Origin of the sequence: Hymenobacter sp. PAMC 26628 (assembly GCF_001562275.1) — a bacterium.
Lineage (GTDB): Bacteria > Bacteroidota > Bacteroidia > Cytophagales > Hymenobacteraceae > Hymenobacter.
Genome location: NZ_CP014304.1, coordinates 1,845,600 through 1,871,407, shown reverse-complemented (window position 1 = coordinate 1,871,407; position 25,808 = coordinate 1,845,600). Strand labels below are relative to the sequence as shown.

At 63.4% G+C, this 25,808-nt stretch carries 20 protein-coding genes; 8 read left to right on the top strand and 12 right to left on the bottom strand.

Annotation, left to right across the window (positions count from 1 at the left end):
• Positions 1–40: 40 nt before the first annotated feature.
• From AXW84_RS08235 to AXW84_RS08210, 6 genes are all read right to left on the bottom strand, one after another.
• Positions 41–421 carry a hypothetical protein gene (locus tag AXW84_RS08235; protein WP_068231227.1) on the bottom strand — a complete coding sequence of 127 codons (381 nt, stop codon included), beginning with the start codon at positions 419–421 and terminating at the stop codon, positions 41–43.
• Between the two features lie 482 nt (positions 422–903).
• Positions 904–2,829, bottom strand: a complete 1,926-nt coding sequence (locus AXW84_RS08230; RefSeq protein ID WP_236943334.1) for an OmpA family protein — start codon at positions 2,827–2,829, stop codon at positions 904–906.
• A gap of 79 nt (positions 2,830–2,908) precedes the next feature.
• A complete protein-coding gene (locus tag AXW84_RS08225; RefSeq protein WP_068239078.1) occupies positions 2,909–3,553 on the bottom strand; it encodes a 7-carboxy-7-deazaguanine synthase QueE in 645 nt (214 codons plus the stop codon).
• A gap of 147 nt (positions 3,554–3,700) precedes the next feature.
• Positions 3,701–4,618, bottom strand: a complete 918-nt coding sequence (locus tag AXW84_RS08220) for a bifunctional 5,10-methylenetetrahydrofolate dehydrogenase/5,10-methenyltetrahydrofolate cyclohydrolase (RefSeq protein WP_068231224.1) — start codon at positions 4,616–4,618, stop codon at positions 3,701–3,703.
• A gap of 506 nt (positions 4,619–5,124) precedes the next feature.
• On the bottom strand, positions 5,125–6,912 hold the full coding sequence (gene lepA, locus AXW84_RS08215) for a translation elongation factor 4 (protein WP_068231221.1): 1,788 nt from the start codon (positions 6,910–6,912) through the stop codon (positions 5,125–5,127).
• Positions 6,913–7,049: 137 nt separating this feature from the next.
• Positions 7,050–8,054: an acyl transferase gene (locus tag AXW84_RS08210; RefSeq protein ID WP_068231218.1), complete on the bottom strand. Its 1,005-nt coding sequence runs from the start codon at positions 8,052–8,054 to the stop codon at positions 7,050–7,052.
• Positions 8,055–8,173: 119 nt separating this feature from the next.
• On the opposite strand from AXW84_RS08210, the gene AXW84_RS08205 reads away from it, so the two are divergent.
• Positions 8,174–8,710: a hypothetical protein gene (locus tag AXW84_RS08205; protein ID WP_068231215.1), complete on the top strand. Its 537-nt coding sequence runs from the start codon at positions 8,174–8,176 to the stop codon at positions 8,708–8,710.
• 96 nt (positions 8,711–8,806) lie between these two features.
• On the opposite strand, the gene AXW84_RS08200 is transcribed toward AXW84_RS08205, so the two are convergent.
• Positions 8,807–11,224 (bottom strand): alpha-ketoacid dehydrogenase subunit alpha/beta, encoded by a 2,418-nt coding sequence (locus tag AXW84_RS08200; protein WP_068231212.1) that lies wholly within the window; start codon positions 11,222–11,224, stop codon positions 8,807–8,809.
• Between the two features lie 186 nt (positions 11,225–11,410).
• On the opposite strand from AXW84_RS08200, the gene AXW84_RS23145 reads away from it, so the two are divergent.
• The 4 genes from AXW84_RS23145 to ald all read left to right on the top strand — a co-directional run bounded on the left by AXW84_RS23145 (position 11,411) and on the right by ald (position 15,022).
• Entirely contained in the window at positions 11,411–12,190 is a 780-nt protein-coding gene (locus AXW84_RS23145; protein WP_071891118.1) for a DUF1573 domain-containing protein, read from the top strand.
• A gap of 14 nt (positions 12,191–12,204) precedes the next feature.
• The gene (gene mgrA, locus AXW84_RS08190) at positions 12,205–13,224 is read left to right on the top strand and encodes an L-glyceraldehyde 3-phosphate reductase (protein ID WP_068231209.1); all 1,020 of its coding nucleotides are present in this window, start codon (positions 12,205–12,207) and stop codon (positions 13,222–13,224) included.
• A gap of 62 nt (positions 13,225–13,286) precedes the next feature.
• Positions 13,287–13,799, top strand: coding sequence for a VOC family protein (locus AXW84_RS08185; RefSeq protein WP_068231206.1), 513 nt, complete (start codon positions 13,287–13,289; stop codon positions 13,797–13,799).
• Positions 13,800–13,894: 95 nt separating this feature from the next.
• Positions 13,895–15,022, top strand: coding sequence for an alanine dehydrogenase (gene ald, locus AXW84_RS08180; RefSeq protein ID WP_068231203.1), 1,128 nt, complete (start codon positions 13,895–13,897; stop codon positions 15,020–15,022).
• A gap of 142 nt (positions 15,023–15,164) precedes the next feature.
• On the opposite strand, the gene AXW84_RS08175 is transcribed toward ald, so the two are convergent.
• From AXW84_RS08175 to AXW84_RS08165, 3 genes are all read right to left on the bottom strand, one after another.
• The gene (locus AXW84_RS08175; RefSeq protein ID WP_068231200.1) at positions 15,165–16,193 is read right to left on the bottom strand and encodes an aldo/keto reductase; all 1,029 of its coding nucleotides are present in this window, start codon (positions 16,191–16,193) and stop codon (positions 15,165–15,167) included.
• Positions 16,194–16,297: 104 nt separating this feature from the next.
• Positions 16,298–17,161 carry a fumarylacetoacetate hydrolase family protein gene (locus AXW84_RS08170; RefSeq protein ID WP_068231197.1) on the bottom strand — a complete coding sequence of 288 codons (864 nt, stop codon included), beginning with the start codon at positions 17,159–17,161 and terminating at the stop codon, positions 16,298–16,300.
• Between the two features lie 139 nt (positions 17,162–17,300).
• Positions 17,301–17,771, bottom strand: coding sequence for a type I restriction enzyme HsdR N-terminal domain-containing protein (locus AXW84_RS08165; RefSeq protein ID WP_068231194.1), 471 nt, complete (start codon positions 17,769–17,771; stop codon positions 17,301–17,303).
• A gap of 129 nt (positions 17,772–17,900) precedes the next feature.
• Between AXW84_RS08165 and AXW84_RS08160 the strand changes: the two genes are divergently transcribed.
• From AXW84_RS08160 to AXW84_RS08150, 3 genes are all read left to right on the top strand, one after another.
• Entirely contained in the window at positions 17,901–18,671 is a 771-nt protein-coding gene (locus tag AXW84_RS08160; RefSeq protein WP_068231191.1) for an AMP nucleosidase, read from the top strand.
• 163 nt (positions 18,672–18,834) lie between these two features.
• Positions 18,835–20,493, top strand: a complete 1,659-nt coding sequence (locus tag AXW84_RS08155) for an amidohydrolase (protein ID WP_068231188.1) — start codon at positions 18,835–18,837, stop codon at positions 20,491–20,493.
• 626 nt (positions 20,494–21,119) lie between these two features.
• Positions 21,120–23,534, top strand: a complete 2,415-nt coding sequence (locus tag AXW84_RS08150) for a T9SS type A sorting domain-containing protein (RefSeq protein ID WP_068231185.1) — start codon at positions 21,120–21,122, stop codon at positions 23,532–23,534.
• 173 nt (positions 23,535–23,707) lie between these two features.
• Here the strand turns inward: AXW84_RS08150 and AXW84_RS08145 are convergent, their stop codons facing one another.
• Positions 23,708–24,226, bottom strand: a complete 519-nt coding sequence (locus AXW84_RS08145) for a DinB family protein (RefSeq protein WP_068231183.1) — start codon at positions 24,224–24,226, stop codon at positions 23,708–23,710.
• A 75-nt stretch (positions 24,227–24,301) separates the two neighbouring features.
• On the bottom strand, positions 24,302–25,732 hold the full coding sequence (locus tag AXW84_RS08140) for an MFS transporter (RefSeq protein ID WP_068231180.1): 1,431 nt from the start codon (positions 25,730–25,732) through the stop codon (positions 24,302–24,304).
• Positions 25,733–25,808 lie beyond the last annotated feature (76 nt).

Below are 25,808 nucleotides of genomic sequence, written 5' to 3'. Positions count from 1 at the left end.
AGTCAGTCAAAACAACTCTATCGCTGCCGGTGCCCACGCATTACAGCCGGTGCGCTGTGAAGCTGCTGCGCAGGCCCTGGTAGGCCACCAGCTGGGCGGGGCGTAGCAGGGCGGACAGCGCAGTTTCGTAACGCTGCTGGGCGCCGGCCAGGGCCTGGTCGCGGGCAGCGGGGTCGGCACCGCTCAGGCTGATGGCCAGGGCCTGGCGCTCGGCCAGCATGCGCAGGTGCAGGGCTCGGATGCGGATGTACTGAGCTTCGTCGAGGGGCACGCGGCCGGCCAGGGCCCGGGTCAGGCCGTTGGCCCGCGCCACGGTGGCGGCCGAATACGCGGCGGGGTCGTCGGAGCCGGCCGGGGCCGAAGTAGCAGGTTGGGCCCCGAGGCCAGCGACTAGGCAGAACGTAGCGAAAAAGTTGTACATGGTAATGGAATAAAAAAGGTGATGAAGAAATCTCGGCTTATGCCCCTTGCCAACCGGCAGGGCCAGCGGCTTGGGTTCTCCAAACGTAGTCCTATTTCTCCTTCAGCCAAGTAACTTGATTTTCAGCCCATTTCTCATCCGGCTATTTTACGTATTAACCATAAACATCTGGTTAATAGACCTATATTATCAAATCGAAAATATGGCGTTTATACCAGCACTTTTCAGCGGCTAGCCATACCGACAAACCTTTCTTAACGGAATGCCAAACTATTTTCACCTTCCTAAAGCCTTGCTTTAAGTAGAAACCCTGAGCGGCTGCAAAGGCGCACTTGTAGCGCCAAGTCGCGCTCCGCCGCACGCGGGTTGCTTTAGCAACACCTAGGGCCCCGGGGCGAGGCCCCCTGCGGTGCCAGCGCTGCCTAGCAGCACGAGCACGCGCCGTCCGAACCAAGTAAACCTATTCGAATCAAGGTATCTGGTTAGAGGATGCGCAGCTCGATGCGGCGGTTCAGGCGGCGGCTGGCGTCGGTATCGTTAGGGCCCAGGGCGCGGGCGGCGCCGTAGCCCTTGGCCCGCAAGCGGGCGGCTTGCACGCCGTGGGCCGTGAGGTAGGCCACCACGGCTTGCGCCCGGCGCTCGGAAAGCTGGAGGTTAGCCGCGTCGGTGCCCACGTTGTCGGTGTGGCCCGAAACCTCGATTTGCACGTCCTGGTACTGGCGCATGAACTCGATGAGGCGGTTGAGCTCGGTGCGCGAGCGGGGCTCCAGCTCGTACTGGTTGGTGTCGAAGAACAGGTTGTTCAGCACCACGCTGCGGCCGGCGCGCACGGGGTCGAGGTAGATATCGAGCGTGAACGGGTCGAACTGCTGCTTGCCGGCGTAGTCGAAGCTCAGGCTTTTGAGCAGGTACTTATCGGCGGCGGCGTACATGGCGTAGCGGTGGCCCTCGTTAAGTACGGCGGTGTACTCCCCGGTTTCGGGGTCGGAGGTCACGAACTGCGTCAAGGCGTCGGTGTCCACGTCGTAGATTTTTACATCGGCCCGCATGGGCTTCTTAGTAGTAGCGTCGAACACCCGGCCCTGGGCGTAGGTGCTGGTTTCGCGGGCCTTGACCTCGGCGGGCACGTCGAAGCCGAAGAGCTGCACGCCCCGCTCGGGTGGCAGCCCCCCGGGGGCAGCGGGCTTTTCGTCGCCCATCTGCGTGCGCGAGTAGAAGCCGCGCTGGTTGTCAGACGATACAAACAGCGAGGCCTCGTCTTCGAACGTATTCAGCGGGTAGCCTAGGTTGGCCGGGGGGCCCCAGGCGCCGCCAGCGGCGGCTTCGCTGCGGAATACGTCGAGCCCGCCCATGCCCACCAGCCCGTCGGTGACGTAGTAGAGCGTGGTGCCGCTGGCGTGGATGAACGGGGCCATATCCTTGCCAGGCGTGTTCACCGGGGTTCCCAGGTTTTTGGCAGGGGCCCAAGCGCCATCGGGTTGCAAGGTGGTTACGTACAAGTCTTCCTGGCCCTGGCCGCCACGGCGGGTCGAGGTGAAGTACAGCGTACGCCCGTCGGCCGAGAGTGACGGCTGCGAGTCCCACTCCGGCGAGTTCACGGCCACGCCCAGGTTTTGGGGTGGGCTCCAGGTATTACCAGTGCGCCGCGAAATATATAAATCGCAGTTACCCACGCTCTTGGGCCGGTCACAGGAGGCAAACACTAGCGTTTTGCCGTCGCCCGAAATCGTGCCCGCGCCCTCGTTGTAGCTCGAATTGATGGTCGGGGCAATGCCAGCGGGCGCGCTGAACGTGCCATCGGCCGCCCGGCGGCTCACAAACAGGTCTTCGCCGCTGCTCAACATCGGCCGCCCCGTGAAGAGCAGGAAGCGGCTGTCGGCCGTCAGCGTGGGAAAGTATTGGAACTTGAAGGCGTTCAGCGGGGGCCCCAGCGGCGCGGGCGCGGGTCCTACGGGGTGCTTCAAGGCCGCCTCGGCAAACTCGCAGGTGCGCAGGCCGCGCTCGGCCACGGCGCGGTGGCGGGCCACTTTGGGGCCCACTTTCAGCAGCTGGCGGTATGCCACGCCGGCAGTGGCGTAGTCACCGTACTGCAAGGCCAGGTCGCCGAGCAACAGGTACTGGGTGGCGCGGGCGGCGTCGGGCGGCACCTTGGCCAGGCCCTCGCGGTAGGCGGCCAGGGCCCCGCGGGTGTCGCCCTGGGCCTTCAGTAGCGAGCCTTTCATAAGCCAGCCTTCGCCGAGCGACGGAAACTTTTGGGTGAGGGTACCCAGCGTCTCCAGCGCCTTGCCAAACTCGCGGTCTTTGGCCTGGGCCTGAGCCTTCTCGTAGAGGCCGCGAGCCTTGGTATTGGCAATAACCGGGGGCGCAATTCCCTGAGCCTGTGCCGATAGGGCCCCGCCCAGGGCCACTGCCAAAACCAGTCCGCCATGCAGTGCGCAGCGTCGGGCGTTGCCCCAAAAAGTACCCAGTCGTCGCATAGCCCGCAAACTACGGAATGTCGAGGTATTTATGCGTTTGCAGCGATACTTGCCAGCGCGGGTGGGCCTTCACGTAATCGATGAGGGCGGGCGTCATGCGAGCGGCGCGGCTCCATTCGGGCTGGAGGTAAAGGCGCGTGGTGGCGGGCACCAGCGCGGCGTGCTCCTCGGCCCAAGCAAAGTCGCTGTCGTTGAAAACGATGATTTTCAGCTCGTCGGCGTGGGCCAGCACGTCGGGCCGAGGAGCCTTGAACTTCTTGGGCGACACGCAGATCCAGTCCCAGCGGCCGCTGAGCGGGTGGGCCCCGGAGGTTTCAATCCAGGTTTGGAAGCCGGCCGCTTGCAGGGCCCGCGTGAGGGGCCCGCAGTCGTGCATCAGCGGCTCGCCGCCGGTGATGACCACGTTCCGGCCGGGGTACGCGGCGGCGGCGGCCACCAGCGCGGCCACGGCCTGGCGCGGGTGCGCGTCGGCGTCCCACGATTCCTTCACGTCGCACCACACGCAGCCCACGTCGCACCCGCCGAGGCGGATGAAGTAGGCCGCCCGGCCGGTGTTAAAGCCTTCGCCCTGAATGGTATAAAACTGCTCCATCACCGGCAGCGCCGTAGCCACCGGCCCCGGGGCCGTACCGGCTAGCACCGGCAACTCCAACATCAACTCCATAGCCATAATAGCACAATCAGACAAGCAAACCGGCCCCGCGCCACCCGCAAGTGGGGGTTAGAAACAATCCTTAAAGGTACGGCTTGCCTTGGGGAAGTTAAAAGTTGAGGGTTAAAAGTTAAAAACCCTGCTCTTTTTTCAACTTTTAACTTCCCCAGGGCGCGGGTATACGGCGCCCGTGGCGGCGCGCAACGTGTTCAGCAGCAGCATGGCGATGGTCATGGGGCCCACGCCGCCGGGCACGGGCGTGATGCGCGAAGCCAGCGGGGCCACTTCGGCAAAGTTCACGTCGCCCTTCAGGGTGAAGCCGCTCTTCTTGTTGGCGTCCGTCACGCGGGTCGTGCCCACGTCAATCACCACCGCGCCGGGCTTCACCATGTCGGCCGTCACGAACTCGGGCCGGCCGATGGCGGCCACGATAATGTCGGCCGTCCGCACAATTTCAGGCAGGTTTTTGGTGCGCGAATGGCATAAAGTAACAGTGCAGTTAGCCGTCTCCAAGTTTTTGGCTAACAAGATGCTGACTGGCGTACCCACGATGTTACTACGGCCAATAACCACGCAGTGCTGGCCACTCGTTTTGATGCCCTGGCGGGCCATCAACTCCACGATACCGGAGGGCGTGGCAGGCAGCAGCGCGGGCAGTCCGGCCACCATGCGGCCCAGGTTCATGGGGTGGAAGCCGTCCACGTCCTTCTCAGGCCGGATGGCTTCGATCACCTTCTCGGCATCGATGTGCTTGGGCAGCGGCAGCTGCACAATGAAGCCGTCGATGGCCGGGTCGTCATTCAGGGCCCCCACCTGGGCCAACAGATCGGCCTCGGTGATGTCGTCTTCAAAGCGCAGCAGGGTGCTGTCGTAGCCCACCCGCTCGCAGGCCAGCACCTTGTTGCGCACGTAGGTTTCGGAGCCGCCATCGTGGCCCACGAGGATGGCGGCCAGGTGCGGCGGGCGCTGGCCGGTGGCCGTCAGCTTGGCCACGGCGGCAGCAATTTCAACTTTGATGTCCTCGGCGGTTTGCTTGCCGTCGATGAGGTGGGGGGTAGCAACTTGCATTTCTATAAACTTTAGTGTTCTTCTAGCATCACTGTGAAAACTGTACTCCACGAATAATAGTGGGTTCGGCCTACGCTAATAAACCAGTTTTCTTCCATTTCCTCGGGCAAGTCGGCGAAGATGTGCAAACCAGTTCCGTTACTTAATTCCAAGCGTAAATCGCCCCACTTAGGCAAGGTTACTGTTTGGACTTCGCCATCATGCAATAGCGCCAAGCCAAGAGCAAGCAGGCCATCTGGGTCTTCATGCCAAGTGCAAACGACGTCTGCTCCTTTGGTTACGCGCCATGCACAAGAGACCATAAGAGAATACTCACCCCACTCCGGCTTGTCCGCTAATGGCTCACCGAATTGTAAGGTGGAAATGGACCCTGCACCGCTACCAGCTCGGCTGCCCCACGCCTTTATACCGCGCAGCTTTTAAACGACTGCTTGTAGCTCAGAGAAATTAACTTTGCGTTTTGCCATAATTAAAAACGCGGCCCTTTCAAAGCCGCGTTTTTCAAATCAGTCAATCTTCAGCACCGCCAAAAACGCCTCCTGCGGAATCTCAACCGAGCCCACGGTGCGCATCCGCTTCTTACCCTCCTTCTGCTTTTCGAGCAGCTTGCGCTTACGGCTGATGTCGCCGCCGTAGCACTTGGCAATCACGTTTTTGCGCAGGGCCTTGATGGTTTCGCGGGCGATGATTTTCTGGCCGATGCTGGCCTGGATGGCGATGTCGAACATCTGGCGGGGCAGCAGCTCGCGCAGCTTTTCGCAGAGGCGGCGGCCCCACTCGTAGCTCTTCGAGCGGTGCACAATGGCCGAGAGGGCGTCCACCTTCTCGCCGTTCAGCATCACGTCGAGCTTCACCATATCGGATTCGCGGAAGCCAATCAGCTCGTAATCAAGCGAAGCGTAGCCGCGGCTGATGGACTTGAGCTTGTCGAAGAAGTCAAACACGATTTCCGAGAGTGGCAGCTCGAAGCTCATTTCTACCCGCTCGCTCGTCAGGTACGACTGGCCCTTGATGATGCCGCGCTTCTCCATACACAGCGTAATGATGGGGCCCACGTACTCCGAAGCGGTGATGATCTGCGCTTTGATGTAGGGCTCCTCGATGGTTTTTATCAGGTTCGGCTCCGGCATTTCGGAGGGCGCGTTGATGGTCAGCAGCTGGTCTTTGGTGCCGGTGGCGTGGAACTGCACGCTCGGCACGGTGGTGATGACCGTCATGTTGAATTCGCGCTCCAGGCGCTCCTGTACGATTTCCATGTGCAGCATGCCCAGGAAACCGCAGCGGAAGCCGAAGCCCAGCGCCACCGACGTTTCGGGCTCCCAGACCAGCGAAGCATCGTTGAGCTGGAGCTTTTCCATGCTCGAACGCAGCTCCTCGTACTCGGTCGTATCCACCGGGTAGATGCCGGCGAACACCATCGGCTTCACGTCGGCAAAGCCCTGGATGGCCTCGGCCGTGGGGTTATGCACGTGGGTAATGGTGTCGCCCACCTTCACCTCACGGGCTTCTTTGATGCCCGAGATGAGGTAGCCCACGTTGCCGGCGCTCATCTCCTGGCGCGGCTCCTGGTTCAGGCCCAGGATGCCGATTTCGTCGGCCCCGTACTCCTTGCCCGTGGCCATGAAGCGCAGCTTGTCGCCCTTCTTCATCACGCCATTCTTGATGCGGAACAGGACCTCGATGCCGCGGTACGAGTTGAACACCGAGTCAAAAATCAGGGCCTGCAAGGGGGCCCCGGGGTCACCTTTTGGAGCTGGTACACGTTCCACAATGGCGTTCAGGATGGCCTCAATGCCAATGCCAGCCTTGCCCGAAGCGTGGATAATGTCCTCCGGTTTGCAGCCAATCAGGTCCACAATCTCGTCGGTTACTTCCTCCGGCATGGCGTGCGGCAAGTCAATCTTGTTGAGCACCGGGATGATTTCCAAGTCAGCCCCAATGGCGAGGTACAGGTTGGAAATTGTCTGGGCCTCAATGCCTTGCGAGGCATCCACAATCAGCAAGGCCCCTTCGCAGGCGGCGATGCTGCGGCTCACTTCGTAGCTAAAATCGACGTGGCCGGGCGTGTCGATCAGGTTCAGCGTGTAAATCTCCCCTTTGTAGGGAAACTGCATCTGGATGGCGTGGCTTTTGATGGTAATGCCCCGCTCGCGCTCCAGGTCCATGTTGTCGAGCAGCTGGGCCTGCATGTCGCGCTTGGCCACGGTGCTCGTGAACTCCAGGAGCCGGTCGGCCAGCGTGCTTTTGCCGTGGTCGATGTGGGCGATGATGCAGAAATTACGGATATTCTTCAACGGAGGGCGGTTTTTTCAGAACAACGAAGGTACGGCGAAAGCAGTGCCAATGCCAGCGTAAGGGTGTAGCGTGGACTCTGCGAGTCCGCGCGTTGAACGTTCACTACGCGCGGACTCGCAGAGTCCGCGCTATAGCCTCACGCCACCAGCTGGTTGCAGCCGCGCACATCGGAATTGTCCATGCGGCCCAGCACCTCAAACGAGCCATCGGAGTGCTGCACGGCTAAATCTTTGGTTTCGATGAAGGCACACGAGTCAATGTTGGCCAGGTCAATAACATTGATGGCACCGTCGGGCCGGCGCTCGGCCACGTCGAACGGGTCGGCGGGGTCGCGCAGCAGCACGCGTAGCGGCGACGGCGCGTGGAAGCGGCCGTCGCCGAGCGAGTAGGCCTGGCTGAGCAGCTCCGTCATGCCGTACTCGGAGTGGATGCCGGCGGGCCCGAAGGCGCGCTGCAACTCCTGGTGCAGCTCCTCGCGAATCAGCTCGCGGCGGCGGCCCTTCATGCCGCCGGTTTCGAGCACCGTCAGGCCCTGCAGCTCGGGCGCGGGGCCCGCTTCGGCGGCCAGGTCCAGCAGGGCGTAGCTCACGCCGATGAGCAGCACGCGGCGGCTGGGGGCCCGCTGGGCCTCGGCCAGGGCCCGGCGCAGGGCCCCGTGGTCGTGCAGGAAAAATGCGGGCTGCACCTGCCCCGAGCGCCGGGCGAAGTCGTCCACCATCGCCACCAGCGACGACTGCCCCTGCTCCAGGTACGAGGGCAGCAGGGCCAGGAACGTCCAGCCCGGGAGGGGCCCGTAGAACTGCTCGAAGATGCGGGCGGCGTTGTCGCGGTACAGCTGCGGGTCGCGCAGCAAGTGGCGGCTGCGCTGTTGCCGGGTGGTGCCGCTGCTCAGGAATTCTTCCTGGGGGCCCCAGGCGGCGGGCTCGGTGCGCACGTCGTGGGTTTTGAAGAACTCGATGGGCAGAAACGGGATGTCGGCCAGGGCCCCCACGGCGGCGGGAGCCCGGCCCAACTGGCGCAGGTAGGCGGCGTAGGGCGGGCAGTGGGCGGCCTGGTGGCGAAACAAAGCCAGGGCCGCCGCCTCGAAGGTGGCGGCCGACACAGCGGGCAGCTGGCGCAGGAACTCGGCGCGGAAACTCATTGGCGGGCGAAGGGGTTAGCAGGGCACAACAAAACCGCGGCGGCTTCGTTGCGAAAAATGTACATTCGGGCCACTTTTGGGGCCCCGGGGTGGGTTCACTTTCGTCTTTTCACGCTTCTATGCGCACTTTATTCTACTCACTGCGCCTGGCTGGGCTACTGGCCGTTGCGGCCGGGGCCGTCAGCAGCTGCCTCAACCCGCCCGACTACTCCACCACGCCGTCCATCGACAACGCGCAGCTCACCTCCACGCGCCTGGGCACGGGCGGGGCCCGGCGCGACTCGATGGTCGTCTCCGTCACGTATCAGGACGGCAACGGCGACCTAGGCTTGTCTGATGCGGACATTGCCGGCCCATTTGCCAGCAATCCCAAGAACTATTTCCTCCAGCCGCAGCTGAAAAATGCCACAACCGGCGTATTCGCCGATTTCACCACCAGCACCATCCCGCTGGGCCAGTACAACGGCCGGTACCCGCGCATCACCGCCGACGGTACCAAGGAGGCCCCGGTGAAGGGTACGCTCCAGTACGGCCAAGCCTTTCTGCTCGGCTCGCCCTTCCGGCCCGGCCAGGAGGTGCGCTTCGTGGTCAGCATCCAGGACCGCGCCCTGAACCGGAGCAACGTGGTGACCACCAACAGCATCATCATCCCGTAGGGCCCTGAGCCCGACGGTAAAGAAGGGCCGTTTCCCGCTGGGGAGGCGGCCGTTTTTTTGGTGATGTAGCTCGCGCTACAAAGTCCAAGCTATGGGTTAATAAATGTCCGGGAACCGCTCTGGGTCGGCCTCGCTCAGCAAGGCGTAGGCAGCGTCGAACACGTCCTCCACGTTGGGCTTGCTGAAGTAGTCGCCGTCGGAGCTGTAGGCCGGGCGGTGGGCCTGGGCCGAGAGGCAGCGCGGGGCGGCGTCGAGCAGCTGGTAGCCGTTTTGCTCGTCGATGACGTGCTGAAGCATGAAGGCCGAGGCCCCGCCGGGCACGTCCTCGTCGGCAAACAGCACGCGGCCGGTTTTGCGCAGGCTGTCGGCGATGAGGTGCTCGGTGTCGAAGGGCAGCAGGGTTTGCACGTCGATGACTTCGGCCGAAATGCCTTCGGCGGCCAGCTGGGCGGCGGCCTCCAGCACCACCCGGCACATCGAGCCGTAGGTAACGATGGTAACGTCGGTGCCGGCGCGCAGCACCTCGGGGCGGCCCAGCGGCAGCGTGAACTCACCCACGTTGGCGGGCAGCTTTTCCTTGAGGCGGTAGCCGTTCAGGCACTCCACCACCACGGCGGGTTCGTCGGAGCGCAGCAGCGTGTTGTAGAAGCCGGCGGCGCGGGTCATGTCGCGGGGCACGCACACGTGGATGCCGCGCAGCGTGGTGAGCAGCAGGCCCATGGGCGAGCCCGAGTGCCAGATGCCCTCCAGGCGGTGGCCCCGGGTGCGCACAATCAGCGGGGCCTTCTGGCCGCCCTTGGTGCGGTACTGGAGGCAGGCGAGGTCGTCGCTCAGAATTTGAACCGCGTACAGCAGATAATCGAGGTACTGAACCTCGGCGATGGGCCGCAGCCCGCGCAGGGCCGTGCCAATGCCCTGCCCAATAATGGTGCACTCGCGGATGCCAGTATCGGTCACGCGCAGCTCGCCAAACTTCTCCTGCAAGCCGGCGAAGGCCTGGTTTACGTCGCCGATCTGGCCCACGTCCTCGCCGATGGCAAAAATGCGTGGGTCGCGCTCGAAGTTGGCCGTGAAGCAAGCTTGCAGCACCTCGCGGCCGTCCACCTGCGGGGCCCCGTCGGCGTAGGCCACGGGCACTTCCTCGATGTTGCCCACCGCTTCTTCGCTCTGGCTGAAGAGGTTGGAGTTGTAGCGGTCGGCGTTTTCGCCTTGCAGCTGCTCCAGGTACTGTTGCACGGCGCGGCGGCCGGGGTGGCGCAGGCCGCGCACCTGGCGCAGGGCCCGGCGTAGGGTGCGCACGCTGTCGGCGCGGATGGGCGCGGGGTTGGTGCGCAGTTGGTTTACGGTTTCGGCCAGGGCGTGCTCGGTGCCAGTGGCCTTCACCAGGCGGTCGAGCAGGGCCACGGTGGCGTCGCGCTCGTCCTTGATGGGGCCCACGAAGGCCGCCCAGGCGGCGGTGCGCGCCTGCTTAACGGTGGCCGCGGCGTCCTTTTCGAGGGCGTCGAGTTCCTCGGCGGTGGCGTGGCCCTCGGCCAGCAGCCACTCACGCATTTTCAGTAGGCAGTCGTTTTTTTCTTCCCAAAGCAGGCGCGCCTTGGGCTTGTAGCGCTCGTGCGAGCCGCTGGTGCTGTGGCCTTGGGGCTGCGTGAGCTCGGTGACGTGGAAGAGCACGGGCACGTGCTGTTCGCGGCACACGGCGGCCGCGCGCTGGTAGGCGTCCACCAGGGCGGGGTAATCCCAGCCCTTTACCACAAAAATCTCGAAGCCGGGCTCCCCCTCGCCCTCGCGCTGCAAACCGGCCATGATGGCCGAAATGCTCTGCTTGGTGGTCTGGTACTCGGCGGGCACCGAGATGCCGTAGTGGTCGTCCCACACGCTCACCAACAGCGGAATCTGGAGCACGCCGGCCGCGTTCAGGGCCTCGAAAAACATGCCCTCCGAGGTGCTGGCGTTGCCGATGGTGCCGAAGGCCACCTCGTTGCCGTGCACCGAGAAGTCGCTAAACTGGTGCAGCTCGGGGTTGAGGCGGTAGAGCTTGCTGGCGTAGGCCAGGCCCACGAGGCGCGGCATTTGGGCGGCGGTGGGCGAGATATCGGCCGACGAATTCTTGGTCGAGGTCTGGGGCTTGAACCGGCCGTCGTCGTCGAGCAAGCGGGTGCCGAAGTGGCCGTTCATGGCGCGGCCGGCGGTGGAGGGCTCGGCCTCCACGTCGGGGTTGGCGTAGAGCTGGGCAAAGTACTGCTGCCAGGTCAGCTCGCCGATGGCCACCATGAAGGTTTGGTCGCGGTAGTAGCCGGCGCGAAAGTCGCCGTTTTTGAAGGCGCGGGCCATGGCCAGCTGGGGCAGCTCTTTACCATCGCCAAAGATGCCAAACTTGGCCTTACCCATGAACACCTCCTTGCGGCCGGCCAGCGAGGCGTGCCGGCTCTCCCACCCCAAGCAGTAGTCGTGCAGAAAATCGGCCGGGGCCAGGGCGGCCGTGGGGGCCGGAGCGATGAGTTCGGCAGTGGGCATGGGCTAGGAAACTTAAGTGGAGCGGGTGGGGCGTGGGTAAGGACGAAGCGGCCGGAGCCGGAGCAAAAATAGGGCACCGGGCGCGGGCAAGCCGGTGGGCGGGGGCCCGGTGTATATTTGCCTTGCCCGCCAGCCGCCGCAGTTTGCCGCCGCGGGCCGCCGGTTTCACGCCCCACGCTCCTACTTATGAAATACCTTTTCGCCCTCGCTTTGTTGGCCGGCGCCCTGGGGGCCCGGGCCCAGGGCGTGCTCACGTTCGAGCGCGACCTACACGATTTCGGCGCCGTGCCGGAGGGCACGCAGGCCGCCCACGAGTTCCGGTTCAAGAACACCGGCAACCAGCCCGTGGTCATCGCCAACGTGCAGGCCAGCTGCGGCTGCACCACCCCCGACTGGACCAAAACGCCGGTGCTGCCCGGCAAGTCGGGCATCGTGCGGGCCGTGTACAGCAGCGCCGGCCGCCCCGGCGTGTTCAACAAAACCGTAACCGTGACCAGCAACGCCGCCGAGCCCAGCCACGTGCTCACCATCAAGGGCACGGTGCTGACCAAAGACGAGCAGAAAAAAACCCTGACGCCCGCCGAACTGGCCCGTTCGCCGCGCCTGGTAATTGAAGGGGCCCCGGCGCACGATTTCGGCCGGCTCGAAAGTGGGCAGCAACTCAGCGCGCGCTTCGTGGTGCGCAACGCCGGCAAGAGCCCGCTCGTGCTGGGGGCCCTGGGCAGCGCCTGCTACTGCGTGGGCTACAAGGTGCCGCCCGCCCCCATCGCCCCCGGCCAAAGCGCCACCGTGGAGCTGGTGTACGCCCCGCGCCAGCTGGGGCCCCTGGCCGACGTGGTGACGCTGCAATCGAACGACGTGGCCACGGCCGGCGAGGCCAAGCTCACGCTGCGCGCCACCGTGGTGCGCACCCTGGTCCCCGAAAGCCTCGTAAAGGAAAGCGGCACCGCCGTTCCGTTCAAATAACCCTTTCCCTTTTCATGCCTCCCCAATACCTCCCCGCCGCGGGCCGCTACCAGGCCCTGCCCTACCGCCGCTGCGGCAAAAGCGGCCTCAAGCTGCCCGCCATTTCACTGGGCCTCTGGCATAACTTCGGCGACGTGGACGCGCTGGCCACCGGCCGCGAAACCCTGCACCTCGCCTTTGATAACGGCATCACCCACTTCGACCTGGCCAACAACTACGGCCCGCCCCCCGGCTCGGCCGAGCTGAACTTTGGCAAGGTGCTGGCCCAGGATTTTGCCGCGTACCGCGACGAGCTGATCATCTCCACCAAGGCCGGCTACAACATGTGGGAGGGCCCCTACGGCGAGTGGGGCTCGCGCAAGTACCTGCTGGCCAGCCTCGACCAGAGCCTCAAGCGCATGGGCCTGGAGTACGTGGATATCTTCTACCACCACCGGCCCGACCCCGACACGCCCCTGGAGGAAAGCATGGGGGCCCTGGCCCATGCCGTGCGCCAGGGCAAGGCCCTGTACGTAGGCCTGTCGAACTACGGGCCCGAGGAGGCGCAAAAGGCCATCGGCCTGCTGCGCGAAATGGGCACGCCCTGCCTCATCCACCAGCCCAAGTACTCCCTGCTGGTGCGCGACCCCGAGGCCGGGCTGCTCGACGTGCTGGGCGCGGCGGGCGTGGGCTGCATCCCGTTCTCGCCCCTGGCCCAGGGCCTGCTGTCGGACAAGTACTTAAAGGGCATCCCCGACGACTCGCGGGCGGCGAGCAGCACGGGCTTTTTGCAGCGCGAGCAGGTGACGCCCGCCGTGGTGGCCCAGCTCCAGCAGCTCAACGCCGTGGCCCAGGCCCGCGGCCAAAGCCTGGCCCAAATGGCCCTGGCCTGGCTGCTGAAGGATGACCGGGTGACCTCCGTGCTGGTGGGCGCCAGCCGCCCCGCCCAGCTCGCCGACTCGCTACACTGCCTCCAAAACCTGGATTTCAGCGCTGACGAGCTGGCCCGCATCGAGCAGATTTTGCAGAAGCCCGCGGAAACAGCCGCGGCCTAAACGCCTAATAACTGGGGCCCTCAAGCGTTGCTTGGGGGCCCCAGTTTTTTAATCTTAATTCCATGCCGGAAGCTCCCACACCCTACGCCGCGCCCGCCGGGGCCCAAGTGGGCCACGTGCACTTGCAAGTTACCGACCTCGACCGAGCGTTGGCCTTTTACCAGGGCCTGCTGGGCTTTGAATTGCAGCAGCGCTACGGCGCGCAGGCTGCCTTTTTGGGGGCTGGGGGTTACCACCACCACATCGGGCTGAACACCTGGAACAGCCTGAATGGGGCCCCGGCCCATACCCAGGGCGCGGCGGGCCTTTACCACGCCGCCCTGCTCTACCCCACCCGCGCCGACCTGGGCCGCGTGGTGGGCCGGCTGGTGGCGGCCGGCTACCCGCTGCGCGGCGCGGCCGACCACGGCGTGTCGGAAGCCGTGTACCTCAACGACCCCGACGGCAACGGCCTGGAGCTGTACTGGGACCGGCCGCGCGCCGAATGGCCCCGCGACGCGGCCGGCGCCATCGCCATGTACACCCATCCCCTCGATTTGGGCGCGCTGGTGGCAGCGGGCGAAACACCCGGCTAGCGGGCGGCACTTTTAGCCGCCCCGGCCCGTTGGGGCCCTATCTTTGCACCGCGTTTTGCATCCTTATTGTCTCCCCACTCCCACCCCGCAACCTTATGATTATCGGCGTTCCCAAAGAAATTAAAAACAACGAAAACCGCGTGGGCCTCACGCCCGCCGGCGTGGCCGAGCTGCGCAAGCACGGCCACACGCTGCTGGTGCAGGCCGGGGCCGGCGGCGGCAGTGGCTTCGACGATGCCGAGTACGAGCAGGCGGGGGCGCAGTTGCTGCCCACCATCGCCGACGTGTACGGGCAGGCCGAGATGATCATCAAGGTGAAGGAGCCGATTGCCGAGGAGTACCCGCTCATCAAGGAAAACCAGCTGCTGTTCACCTACTTCCACTTCGCCAGCGGTGAGGAGCTGACCCACGCCATGATCGAGCGCAAGGCCATTTGCCTGGCCTACGAAACCGTGGAGCTGCCCAACCGGGCCCTGCCCCTGCTCATCCCGATGAGCGAGGTGGCCGGCCGCATGGCCCCCCAGGAAGGCGCCAAGTACCTGGAGAAACCCCTGAAAGGCCGCGGCATTCTGCTCGGCGGCGTGCCCGGCGTGAAGCCGGCGCACGTGCTGGTGCTCGGCGCGGGCATCGTGGGCACGCAGGCCGCTAAAGTGGCCGCGGGCCTGGGGGCCCAGGTTACCATCATGGACATCAACCTGAACCGCCTGCGCGAGCTCGACGACTTCATGCCCAAGAACGTGGTGACGCAGTACTCCAACGAGTACAACATCCGCGAAGCCATCAAAACCATCGACCTGGTGGTGGGCGCGGTGCTGATTCCGGGCGCCAAGGCCCCGCACCTCATCACGCGCGACATGCTGAAAACCATGCGCCCCGGCACCGTGCTCGTGGACGTGGCCGTGGACCAGGGCGGCTGCATCGAAACCTGCCGCCCCACCACCCACGAAGACCCGACCTTCATCATCGACGACGTGGTGCACTACTGCGTAGCCAACATGCCCGGCGCGGTGCCCTACACCTCCACCCTGGCCCTCACCAACGCCACGCTGCCCTACGCCGTGAAGCTGGCCAACCTGGGCTGGCAAGCCGCTTGCCGTCAAGACGCGGCCCTGCGCCTCGGCCTGAACGTGGTGCACGGCGAGGTCGTCTACAAAGGCGTGGCCGACGCCTGGGGCCTGCCCCTGGTGGACGTAGCCGACGTGCTGGAGCCGGTAACGGCGTAACGCTAACCCTGCAAGTCCGCGCGTGAACGTAGCTGCACGGCTCCGTGCGGCCCCGCCCACGCACGGACTCTGCGAGGCCGCGCTACATAAAATAAGCCTCCCCGATACTGTATCGGGGAGGCTTATTTCGTTTACGACTTACCTACTCCGCCTTGCGGTCGCCGCTGGTAAAGTCCACCATCCAGCCCGGATACTCGGGGGCCAGCTTGCTCACTTCGGCCAGTTGCTGCAATTCTTCGGGCGTGAATTTTACGTCCACGGCTTTGAGGTTGTCTTCGAGCTGCTCCATTTTTTTGGCGCCGATGATGACGGTGCTCACCACGGGCTGGTGCAGCAGCCAAGCCAGGGCCAGCGAGGCCACGGTGCTGCCCTTGGCCTCGGCCATGGGCTGGAGCTGGTCGATGATGTCGAAGGCCAGGTCTTTGTTGACGGGCGGAAAGTCGAAGCCATTGCCGCCCCGGCGGCCTTCAGCCTTTTGGTTTTTGCGGGTGTACTTGCCGCTGAGGAAGCCGCCGGCCAGGGGGCTCCACACCATCAGGCCCACTTTTTGGTCGAGCAGCAGGGGCCCCAGCTCGCGCTCCAGGTCGCGCCCGGCCAGGGTATAATAGGCTTGCAGCGACGCGAACCGCTCCAGGTGCTCGTAGTGCGAAATGCTCAGGGCCTTCATTAGCTGCCAAGCCGTCACGTTGCTGGCGCCAATGTAGCGCACCTTGCCGCTACGCACGAGGTCGTCGAGGGCCCGCAGGGTTTCGTCGAGGGGGGTGAGCGGGTCGTAGCTGTGGATTTGGTAGAGGTCGATGTAGTCGGTGTTCAGGCGCTTGAGGCTGGCCTCGGCCTGCGCCACGATGTGCTTGCGGGTGAGGCCCGCGTCGTTGGGGCCCTCGCCCATTTTGCCGCGCACCTTGGTGGCCAGCACCAGGTCGTCGCGGTTCACCCCCAGGTTGCGGATGGCCTGGCCGGTTATTTCCTCCGATTGGCCTTCGGTGTACACGTTGGCCGTGTCGATGAAGTTGACGCCGGCGTCGAGCGAGCGTTTTAGGATGGCGTCGGCCCCGGTCTGGTCCACGCCAGTGATGGCGGCAAAGCGGCCGCCGTTGGTGCCAAACGTCATAGTGCCGAGGCAGATTTCCGATACTTTCAGGCCGGTATTGCCCAGGAGGTTGTATTTCATGTTAATTAACGTTGATGGAAAGGTGCGCGACGCGTGAAAACTAGCCGCTGATTGCGTAGACGAATAAGTTCGCCAGATGCCTTAACGGGGCCCCACGTTTGCCCTTACTCCTGGCCTGGGTACGCCGCCACGCGCTGGCGCTGCTCGCCCAGGCCCGCAATGCCCAGCGCCACCACGTCGCCGGCGCGCAGGTACTGCGGCGGGTGCAGGCCCATGCCCGTGCCGGCCGGGCTGCCGGTGGAAATCACGTCGCCGGGCAGTAAGGTCATGAACTCGCTGACGTAGCTGATGATTTTGGCCAGCCCGAACACCAAGTTGGCGGTGGTAGCTTCCTGCTTGGCTTCGCCGTTCACGGTGAGCCAGATGCGCAGGTTTTCGGGGTCGGGCACGTCGGCGGGCAGGGTCAGGTAGGGCCCCAGCGGCGCGAAGGTGTCAGCGCTTTTGCCCTTGGTCCACTGCCCGCCGCGCTCCAGCTGGTGGGCCCGCTCGCTGTAGTCGTTGAGAATGGTGTAGCCGGCCACGTGGCCCAGGGCGTCGGCTTCCGTTACGTACGACGCTGGCTTACCGATGACGAACGACAGCTCGGCTTCCCAGTCGAGCTTTTCGGCGCTGCGGGGCAGTACTACGTCGTCGTAGGGGCCGCACAAGGCTGAGGTGGCTTTGAGGAAAAACACCGGCTCGGTGGGCAGGCCCAGGCCGGTTTCGGCGCCGTGGTCGCGGTAGTTCAGGCCGATGCACACGATTTTGGACGGCCGGGCCACGCAGCTGCCCAGGCGAGCATCGGCAGGCACCGCGGGGCACTGGGCGGCGTGGGGCCCCAGCCAGGCGGCCAGGCGCGCCGGGCCGTCGGTGGCGAAGAAGGCCTCGTGGTAGTCTTCGCCAAACGCCGATACGTCGAGGCGCTGGCCGGCGGCGGTGCGCACGCCGGGCTGCTCGTGCCCCCGCGGGCCGAAGCGGAATAATTGCATGGGATGGGTGTTAGTTGTCAGTTTTTCGTTGTCAGTTGTCAGTTGAATTTTGGTGTAGCTGCTCGCCGGAAACCACTGATAAAAATTTCGGATACCTAATAACGAACAACTAACAACGAACAACTGACAACTAAAGGCCTTACGGCCCAGCCAGCGCCACGGCTGCCGCAAAGGCCGGAATTTCGTCGAGCCGCTCGTTGGTGCGGGCCGCGAAATCGACGCGCCAGCAGTAGTGCACCAGGCCGTTGGTGAGCAGCAGCAGCGGGGCCCCCACGGTTTGGTTGTAGGTGGCGGCCTGGCGGGCCACGGCCGCGTCGATGGCCACGTGCGGGGCCTTGCACTCGACCAGCAGCAGGGGCTGGCCGGTGGGGCCCAGGGCCAGCAGATCGGTGCGCTTCTGGCGCTGGTTGTAGCGCAGGCCGCGCTCGAGGGCCAGCAAGCCGCGCGGGTAGCCCAGGTGGCTCGCCAGGTAGTGCACCACGTGCTGGCGCACCCATTCCTCGGGCGTCAGCACCACGTGCTTGCGCCGGAGGCCGTCCCAAATAAGCGGCTGGTTTGTGGCCGATTGCGTAAGTTTGGCCTCGAAAGGCGGCAGGTCCAACACTTGCATCACCTCCAAAGGTACGGGGCCCTTTCAATGCAAGAATGAGTGAATGGGTGAATGAGGAAGGGCCCCCGGGCCGTTTTTCTCAGCACCTGTTCACTCATTCTTTCATTCACCCATTCACTTATCGTCCCCATGAAAACCAAAGAAGAAATCGTAAATAACTGGCTGCCACGCTACACGGGCGTGCCGCTCGGCGAATTTGGGCAATACATCCTGCTCACCAATTTCAGCAACTACGTGTACATGTTTGCCGAGCAGTTCGGCGTGGAGGTGCGCGGCCTCGACAAGCCCATGCAGACGGCCACGGCGAACGGCATCACCATCATCAATTTCGGCATGGGCTCGCCGATGGCGGCTACGGTGATGGACCTGCTCTCGGCCATCAAGCCCAAGGCGGCACTGTTTCTGGGCAAGTGCGGGGGCCTGAAAAAGACCAAGCTCGGCGATTTAGTGCTGCCCATTGCCGCCATCCGCGGCGACGGTACGTCGGACGATTACTTGCCGAAGGAGATTCCGGCCCTGCCTTCCTTCCGCCTGCAACGCGCGGTTTCGTCGATGATTAAAAAGCACGAGCTGGACTACTACACCGGCACCGTGTACACCACCAACCGCCGGGTGTGGGAGCACGACCAGGAGTTTAAGGACTACCTGCGCCGGGTGCGGGCCCTGGCCGTGGACATGGAAACGGCCACCATTTTCGTGTGTGGCTTCATGAACGACATCCCCCACGGGGCCCTGCTGCTGGTGAGCGACAACCCGATGACGCCCGAGGGCGTGAAAACCTCGGAATCGGACTCGAAGGTGACCACCAGCTTCGTGAAGCAGCACCTGGCCATCGGCATCGAGTCGCTGCTGGAGCTGAAGAATTCGGGCGAGTCGGTGAAGCACATGAAGTTCGAGTAAGAATTACTCACTGGGCCACATCCGGCAAAAAGGCCGTCATGCAACGCTGGGCGCTGCATGACGGCCTTTTTGCATCATTAGGATGAAGCTGTTTTGGTTACCTTCGACGGCTTCCTACGACAGCTTCAATTTCTCATTTGCCCGCGGGCACGTCCCTCTTTTTATGAATTCACTTTTTATTCAATTAAGCGCGGCCCTGCTGGTGCTGGGGGCCCTAAACGGTTGCCAGCCGCGCCGCGAGGCCGTCGATTTGCTCGTGACCAACGCCACGGTCTACACCGTTGATTCGACGTTCAGCAAGGCGCAGGCCTTCGCGGTGAAGGATGGCAAGTTTGTGGCCGTGGGCACGTCGGCCGACTTGCAGGGCCGCTACCAGGCCACGCAAACGGTGGACGCCGGCGGGCAATTCGTTTACCCCGGCTTCTACGACGCGCACTGCCACTTCTACCGCTACGCGCTGGGGCTGCAAGCGGCTGATTTGGTGGGGGCCACGTCGTGGGCCGAAACGGTGGGCCGCCTCACGCAGCACCGCCAGCAGCAGCCCAATGCGGCCTGGCTCACGGGCCGCGGCTGGGACCAGAACGACTGGCCCGGCCAGCGCTTCCCCACCAAAGACACGCTGGACCGGCTGTTTCCAAACGTGCCGGTGCTCATCGCCCGCGTGGACGGGCACGCGGCGGTGGCCAACCAAAAGGCGCTGGACTTGGCGGGCGTCACGGCGGCCACGCCCATCAGCGGCGGCGTAATTGGGCGCGATGCCCGGGGCCGCCTCACCGGCCTGCTCGTGGACAATGCCGTGAAGCTGGTGGCCGCCAAGATTCCCGAGCCGAGCCCGGCCGAGGCGGCGCGCCTGCTGCTGCAAGGCCAGCAAAACTGCCTCGCCGTGGGCCTCACCAGCCTCGCCGACGCGGGCCTCGACAAGGCCAACATCGACCAAATGGCGGCGCTGCAGCGGGCCGGCCAGCTGCACCTGCGCCTCTACGCCATGCTGAACCCCACGCCCGCCAACAAGGCGTACTACTTACCCCGGGGGCCCTATTTCAGCGACGCCTTGACCATCAGCTCCTTCAAGGTGTACGCCGATGGGGCCCTGGGCTCGCGCGGGGCCGCGCTGCTGGCCCCCTACACCGACCGGCCCGAGGAAACCGGTTTTCTGCTGCAACACCCCGAGTACTACCGGGCGTTGGCCAAGGAGCTGGCGGCCACCAAGTTCCAGATGAACACCCACGCCATCGGCGACTCCTCCAACCGGCTGCTGCTGGATATTTACGGGGCGGCGCTGCACGGCCAGCCCGACCGGCGCTGGCGCATCGAGCACGCGCAGGTGGTGAGCCCGCAGGACGTGGCCAAGTTTGGGCAGTACCACATCGTGCCCTCCGTGCAGCCCACCCACGCCACCTCCGACATGTACTGGGCCGGCCAGCGGCTGGGGCCCCAGCGCCTGAAAACGGCCTACATCTACCAAGACCTGCTGAAGCAATATGGCCAGGTGGCGCTGGGCTCCGACTTCCCCATTGAGGACATCAACCCGCTCTATGGCTTCCACGCTGCCGTGGCGCGGCAAGACGCGAAGAATTTCCCCGCCGGTGGCTTCCAGATGGAAAATGCCCTGAGCCGCCCCGATGCCCTGCGCGGCATGACCACCTGGGCCGCCCACGCCGGCTTCGAGGAGCGGCGCAAGGGCCAGATCAAGCCCGGGATGCTGGCCGATTTCGTGGTGCTGAAAACCGACTTGCTGACGGCTCCCAAAGAGCAGCTGCACGGCGCGAAGGTGCAGCAGACGTGGATTGGCGGGAAGCAGGTGTATTCGGTTAAAAACTGAGGGATAACGAGCAGCAAGGGGCCGTTCTATAATTCCTACGTGGATTATAGAACGGCCTTTTTTTGCTTTCAATCCTTGCTTCTGTTTTAAGTGCAATGCCGTGACGCGGGGCATCGTCTGCCACGACGGTAATTCGGTGCCAGCAACGCAAGATTGCTCTGCTATAACCGCTGCAAATCCGGCGAATAAGATTAATAATCTGCTGCTTCGTTTAGGCGGTGCCTTAAACTGGGGCATTACCTGCGTACAACCAAAATGGCCCATACAGCCAACCAGCGCAGGTGTTTCAGGCAAAATTACTAATTATTAAATTAATTAAATATTTCAACAAATTAATTACACTGCTAAAAAAGCCGGCCCAGATGGACCGGCTTTTTTGCGTTATACAACCCCATTGAATAATGCATCGTCCGTTGCCGGCCGCCGCTAGCCGAGGAAATGCTGCCGTTAGCCGAAACGGCTAGCCCCGGCCGGGGCCCCAGCCACAATTTTACAATCAGATAGCAACGGAGAGTTAATGCAACTGACTTCAACCGGCTTCTAAAACCCTCACCCGAAGCCACCCTTAGTTGGAATTAGGCCGGTTTTATCAAAGTACAATTTCTAGTCTTTCACACCTTACCGTTATGAATAAATTCTACTCCAAGCTCCTGCCGGCCGTGGCACTGGTTCTGGGCAACATGGCTACTCCGGCGCTGGCCCAGGTGCCGCTCACCGGTTTCGCTCCTTATACGCAAGACTTCAATACCCTCTCGACATCGACGGCCGAGGTAGATTTTGTGAACAACACGACCTTAAAAGGGGTGTACGCCCAGGCTGTGCTCGACGGCTACGGCGCTTACCCGCAGGGCGGCGCGGCCGTGCCGTGCTACGGCAACGACGGCACGCAGCACCCGGAGGCGAACTACTATAGCTTTGGCACGAACGGCAGCACCGAACGGGCGTTCGGCGGCATCGCCACCACGTTCTATTCGAACGGCTACCCACTGACCGGCAACGGCTACGTGGCCATGCGCTTCGTGAACAACACGGGCCGCACCATTGCCAACCTGGAGGTGGGCTACGCCATGGAGCAGTGGTACAACTCGGGCAAGATTGACAAGGCTCAGTTGACGTTTGACTACCAGGTGCCGGCCACCACGTTTGCGGGTATGATGGAAACCGGCGCCTGGACGAACGTGCCCACCATGGGCGTCAACGCCCCCTCGACGGCCACCGTCGTGTCGAGCAAGAACGGCAACTTGGCCGCCAACCGCCGGGTGCTGAGCACCACCATCAACAACCTCAACCTGCCCGCGGGCCGGGAAGTGGTGCTGCGCTGGAAGTACGTGATGAACCAGAACACCAACGGCAACGGCCTGTCCATCGACGACGTGACCGTGACGCCCGAAGCCGGCGACATCGCAACGGGCCCTGGTGCCGACAACGTCTTTTATTACGACGGCTCCGGCACCCTTAACGACTTGAGGAACTGGGCATCCAAAAGAAATCAGACTCCAGGTTCGTTTACCGCCGCCAATCAAATCTTTTACGTTACTACTACCGGCACCCAAGTTGCCCTCCCCGGCAACCTCATCAGCGGCACCAACTCGAAACTGGTAATCGGCGATGGCACAACCACGGCAGCCGTGTCGGTGGTGATGACTCCTAATAAAGGTGATCAAACATCGATGACCATTGACGTAAGCAGCAATAGCACACTGGAAATCAACGGCATTGAAGGCAAGCTGCCCACCCTGGGCAAGCTGAATCCTACCAGCACGGTGTACTACAACACCACCCGCACGGATATCGCCATCAACTGCCCCGTGTTCGGCAACCTCAAGCTTAACGGCAACAGCGTAAAAACGCTGGCCCGCAACGTATCGGTATACGGCACTCTGAGCCTGACCGGCAGCAGCATTCTTCAACTCAATGTGTATGACCTGACGGTGTTGAAAGGCGGCGCGGCCACCACCGACGGCACCGCGTATATCCGCACCAACACTGGGGGCGCACTGCGCCAAACGGTGCCTGCTAACAACACGCCCGTTCTGTTCCCTGTCGGCCAAATGACCTACAACCCGGCCTGGCTTAGCCAAACCACCACGGCTACGGAGGATGTGTTCGGTATTGCTGTGAGCGACAGCGTGTTCACCACCTACGTTACGGTGCCTACATCTTCCGGTAACAACGACGATAAAGGCAAGGGAAACGACAAAAAAGGCAAAGGCGCACCGCTGACGACTTCGACCACCAACGTGACACACACTTGGTACGTAAGCGAAAATGACCTGGGCGGCTCCAACGTGACGATGACCCTGCAAAGCGCGCTGCCCACCACCATGTTACCTTCCCAGGTGATGGTTGGCCACTACCACAACAACGTATGGGACGACGACAAACAGCAGAAAGGCACCGCCGCACTGGTTGCCAGCCAAGTCTACAAGTTCACCCGCACCGGCGTTACCGACTTCTCGCCTTTCAGCCTGAACACCGCCCCCGCCGCCCCCCTGCCCGTTGAGCTGATTGCTTTCACCGCCAACCGCACCGGCAGCGCCGTTACCTGCAACTGGGCCACGGCAACGGAACTGCGCAACGACCATTTCTCGGTAGAGCGCAGCCTGGACGGACAGCATTTCTACGCCCTGGGCCAGGTGGCCGGCGCCGGCACCAGCACTTTGCGCCACGACTACCGCTTGGTAGATGCCAAGCCGGCCAGCACGGTGGCGTACTACCGCCTGAGCCAAGTTGATACGGACAGCATCACCTCCTATTCGCCCGTCGTGGTTGTGCAGGGTACCGCAACCGCCGTGGCCGTAACCGCCTCGCCCAACCCCAGCACCGGCCCGGTCGTGCTGACGCTCAACACCGCCAGTGCCACCACCGTCACCGGCACGGTTGTAAACATGGTCGGCGCCCAAGTGCTGCGCTTCGAGCAACCGGTGATTGCCGGCTACCAGGCCATCACGATAGACCTGAGTGCCCAGCCAGCCGGGGTGTACCTGCTCCGCGTCGAGACACCCCAGGGCCCCCAGACCTTGCGCATAGCCAAACAATAACCGGCGAACGCAGCCCCCCAACACTGATTCAGCGCCCCGGGTAGTTAGCAAAAAAGGTCCGCTTGGCACATTGCCAAGTGGACCTTTTTGCTAACTACCCGGGGCATCGGGGCTTTTACTGCGGCGGCTGGCAAAGTACCCCGGCGGCAGTGCTGTACCCTACCCTATTTCAATCAGAAGCTGCCCGTTTCGTCGGCGCTGGGGCCGTACACGCCGGGCACCGGAATATCGAGCAAGCGCAGGTACACCGTGAGCTGGCCGCGGTGGTGGATGCTGTGGTTCAGCCCCATGATGCGCAGGGCGGCGCCCTTGGGGCGGTTCATGAGCACTTGCTCGCCGCGGCGCAGCTGAAAGGGCTGGGTCAGCTTCTCGTCGTCTGACGCTTGCAGGGCCTGCCGAAGGCTGGCGCTGTACTGGTCAAAGCGGGCCAGCAGCTCGGCGCTGGTGGTGGGCGAGGGGCCCGGCTTGGGGGCGTTAGTATCCAGGAAATCGCGCTCGTCTTTGTCCACAAACAGCTGCTTAAAGGCCAGCAGGTTGACGATGTGCGAAGCCAACTGCCCCAGCTTCATCGACTTGGGGTGGGGCTGGTACTGGAACTGGTCCTCGGGCACGCGCGCGAGCACTTTGCGGGTGACGGCCAGCTCGTGGTCGAGCTCGGCGAGGATGTTTTGCTGGAGGGAGGAAGTGTGCATGGGAGAATGGGAATGGAAAATTGGGGCAAGGCATTGGCCCACCCCCCGCCGGGTCAGGACGAGGCGAGGCGCCGTTTATTTCAACGTACTGGGCGTGCTGGCGATGGACGAGGCGGCCGGGGGCCCCGGAAACGTGGCTGGGTTAGTGGCCGGTGTGTCGCGCAGCTTCTTGCCGCGCAGCGTTAGCAGAAAGCCCAAGCCGAAGATAAAGAACACGATGAGCGACAAGATGCTGTTGCGCATCGAGCCCGTAATTTGCCCAATCAAGCCAAACGAAAGCGTACCAAGGACGATGCCTATCTTCTCCACCACGTCGAAAAAGCTAAAGTAGGCCGCCGCATTGGGCGTGTTTTCGGGGATAATTTTGGAGTACGTGCTGCGCGAAAGGCTTTGGACTGCGCCCATGGTGAGGCCGATGACGGCGGCCAGGGCGAAGAAGCTCCACCCCTTCTGCACGAAGTAGCCGGCCACGCAAATCAGCATCCAGATGAACACGGCCCAGCTCAGGGCCCGCGTGTTGCCGATGCGCTCCGAGAGCTTGGCAAACAGCCAGGCCCCCAGAATGCCCACGATTTGCAGCAGCAGGATGGTCACAATCAGCGACGTACTGTCAAGCTGCAATACCTTGTCGCCGAAGATGGTGGCCACGTACATCACCGTTTGCACGCCCATGTTGTAGGTGAAGTAGGCCAGCAGGAAGCGCTTGAGGTTGGGCTGCTGCTTGAGCTGGTCCCACACCTTGCCCAGCTCGCGGAAGCCGTTGAGCAGCCAGCCATCTTGCGAGACGGGCGCATCGGCCGCGCGGCCGGCGTCGGGCGGCAGCGTGAAAAATGGAATCTGGGCAAAGCCCACCCACCACAGGCCCGTGAGCAGGAAGCTCAGCCGCGTGGCGTGGCCCACGCTCATGCCAAATAAGGCCACGCCTTTCGGCCCGCCCATAATTTCGGGGCCCTGGATGATGGCCAGGCAGATAACCAGCAGCAGCACCGAGCCGATGTAACCCATCGAAAAGCCCCGCGCGGAGAGCGAATCGAACTTCTCCTCGGAGCTGATTTCGGGCAGGTACGAGTTGTAGAACACAATGCTGCCGCTGAAGCCCACCGTGGCCGCAATGAAGATAAACGTGCTGAGCGTGAGGTTGTCTTTGGTGAAAAAGTACAGCCCCGCGCAGCTGAGGGCCCCCAGGTAGCAGAAAATTTGCAGGAACAGCTTCTTGCGGCCCGAGTAGTCGGCCAGCGACGTGAGGAACGGGCTGACCAGCGCAATGAGCAGGAAAGAAAACGAAATGGCGTAGGTCAGCAGCGACGAGCCGGGCACCCGGAACCCCAGGAAATCAACCACATCGGTGGGGTTGATAGCCTTGGTGATGCTCCCCCAGTAAATGGGAAAAATGGAGCTGGTGATGACGAGCGGGTACACCGAGTTGGCCCAGTCGTAGAACGTCCAGCCGTTGGTGATGCGCTTGTTATCTTTTTCAACGGCCGGCGCGGATGCGGGGGGAGCCATAAGCTGTAAAGTGAGTGAGCGGCCAAGATACTACCGTTTGGGGGCGGCTACCCGCCGCATAACCCAACGGTAACGG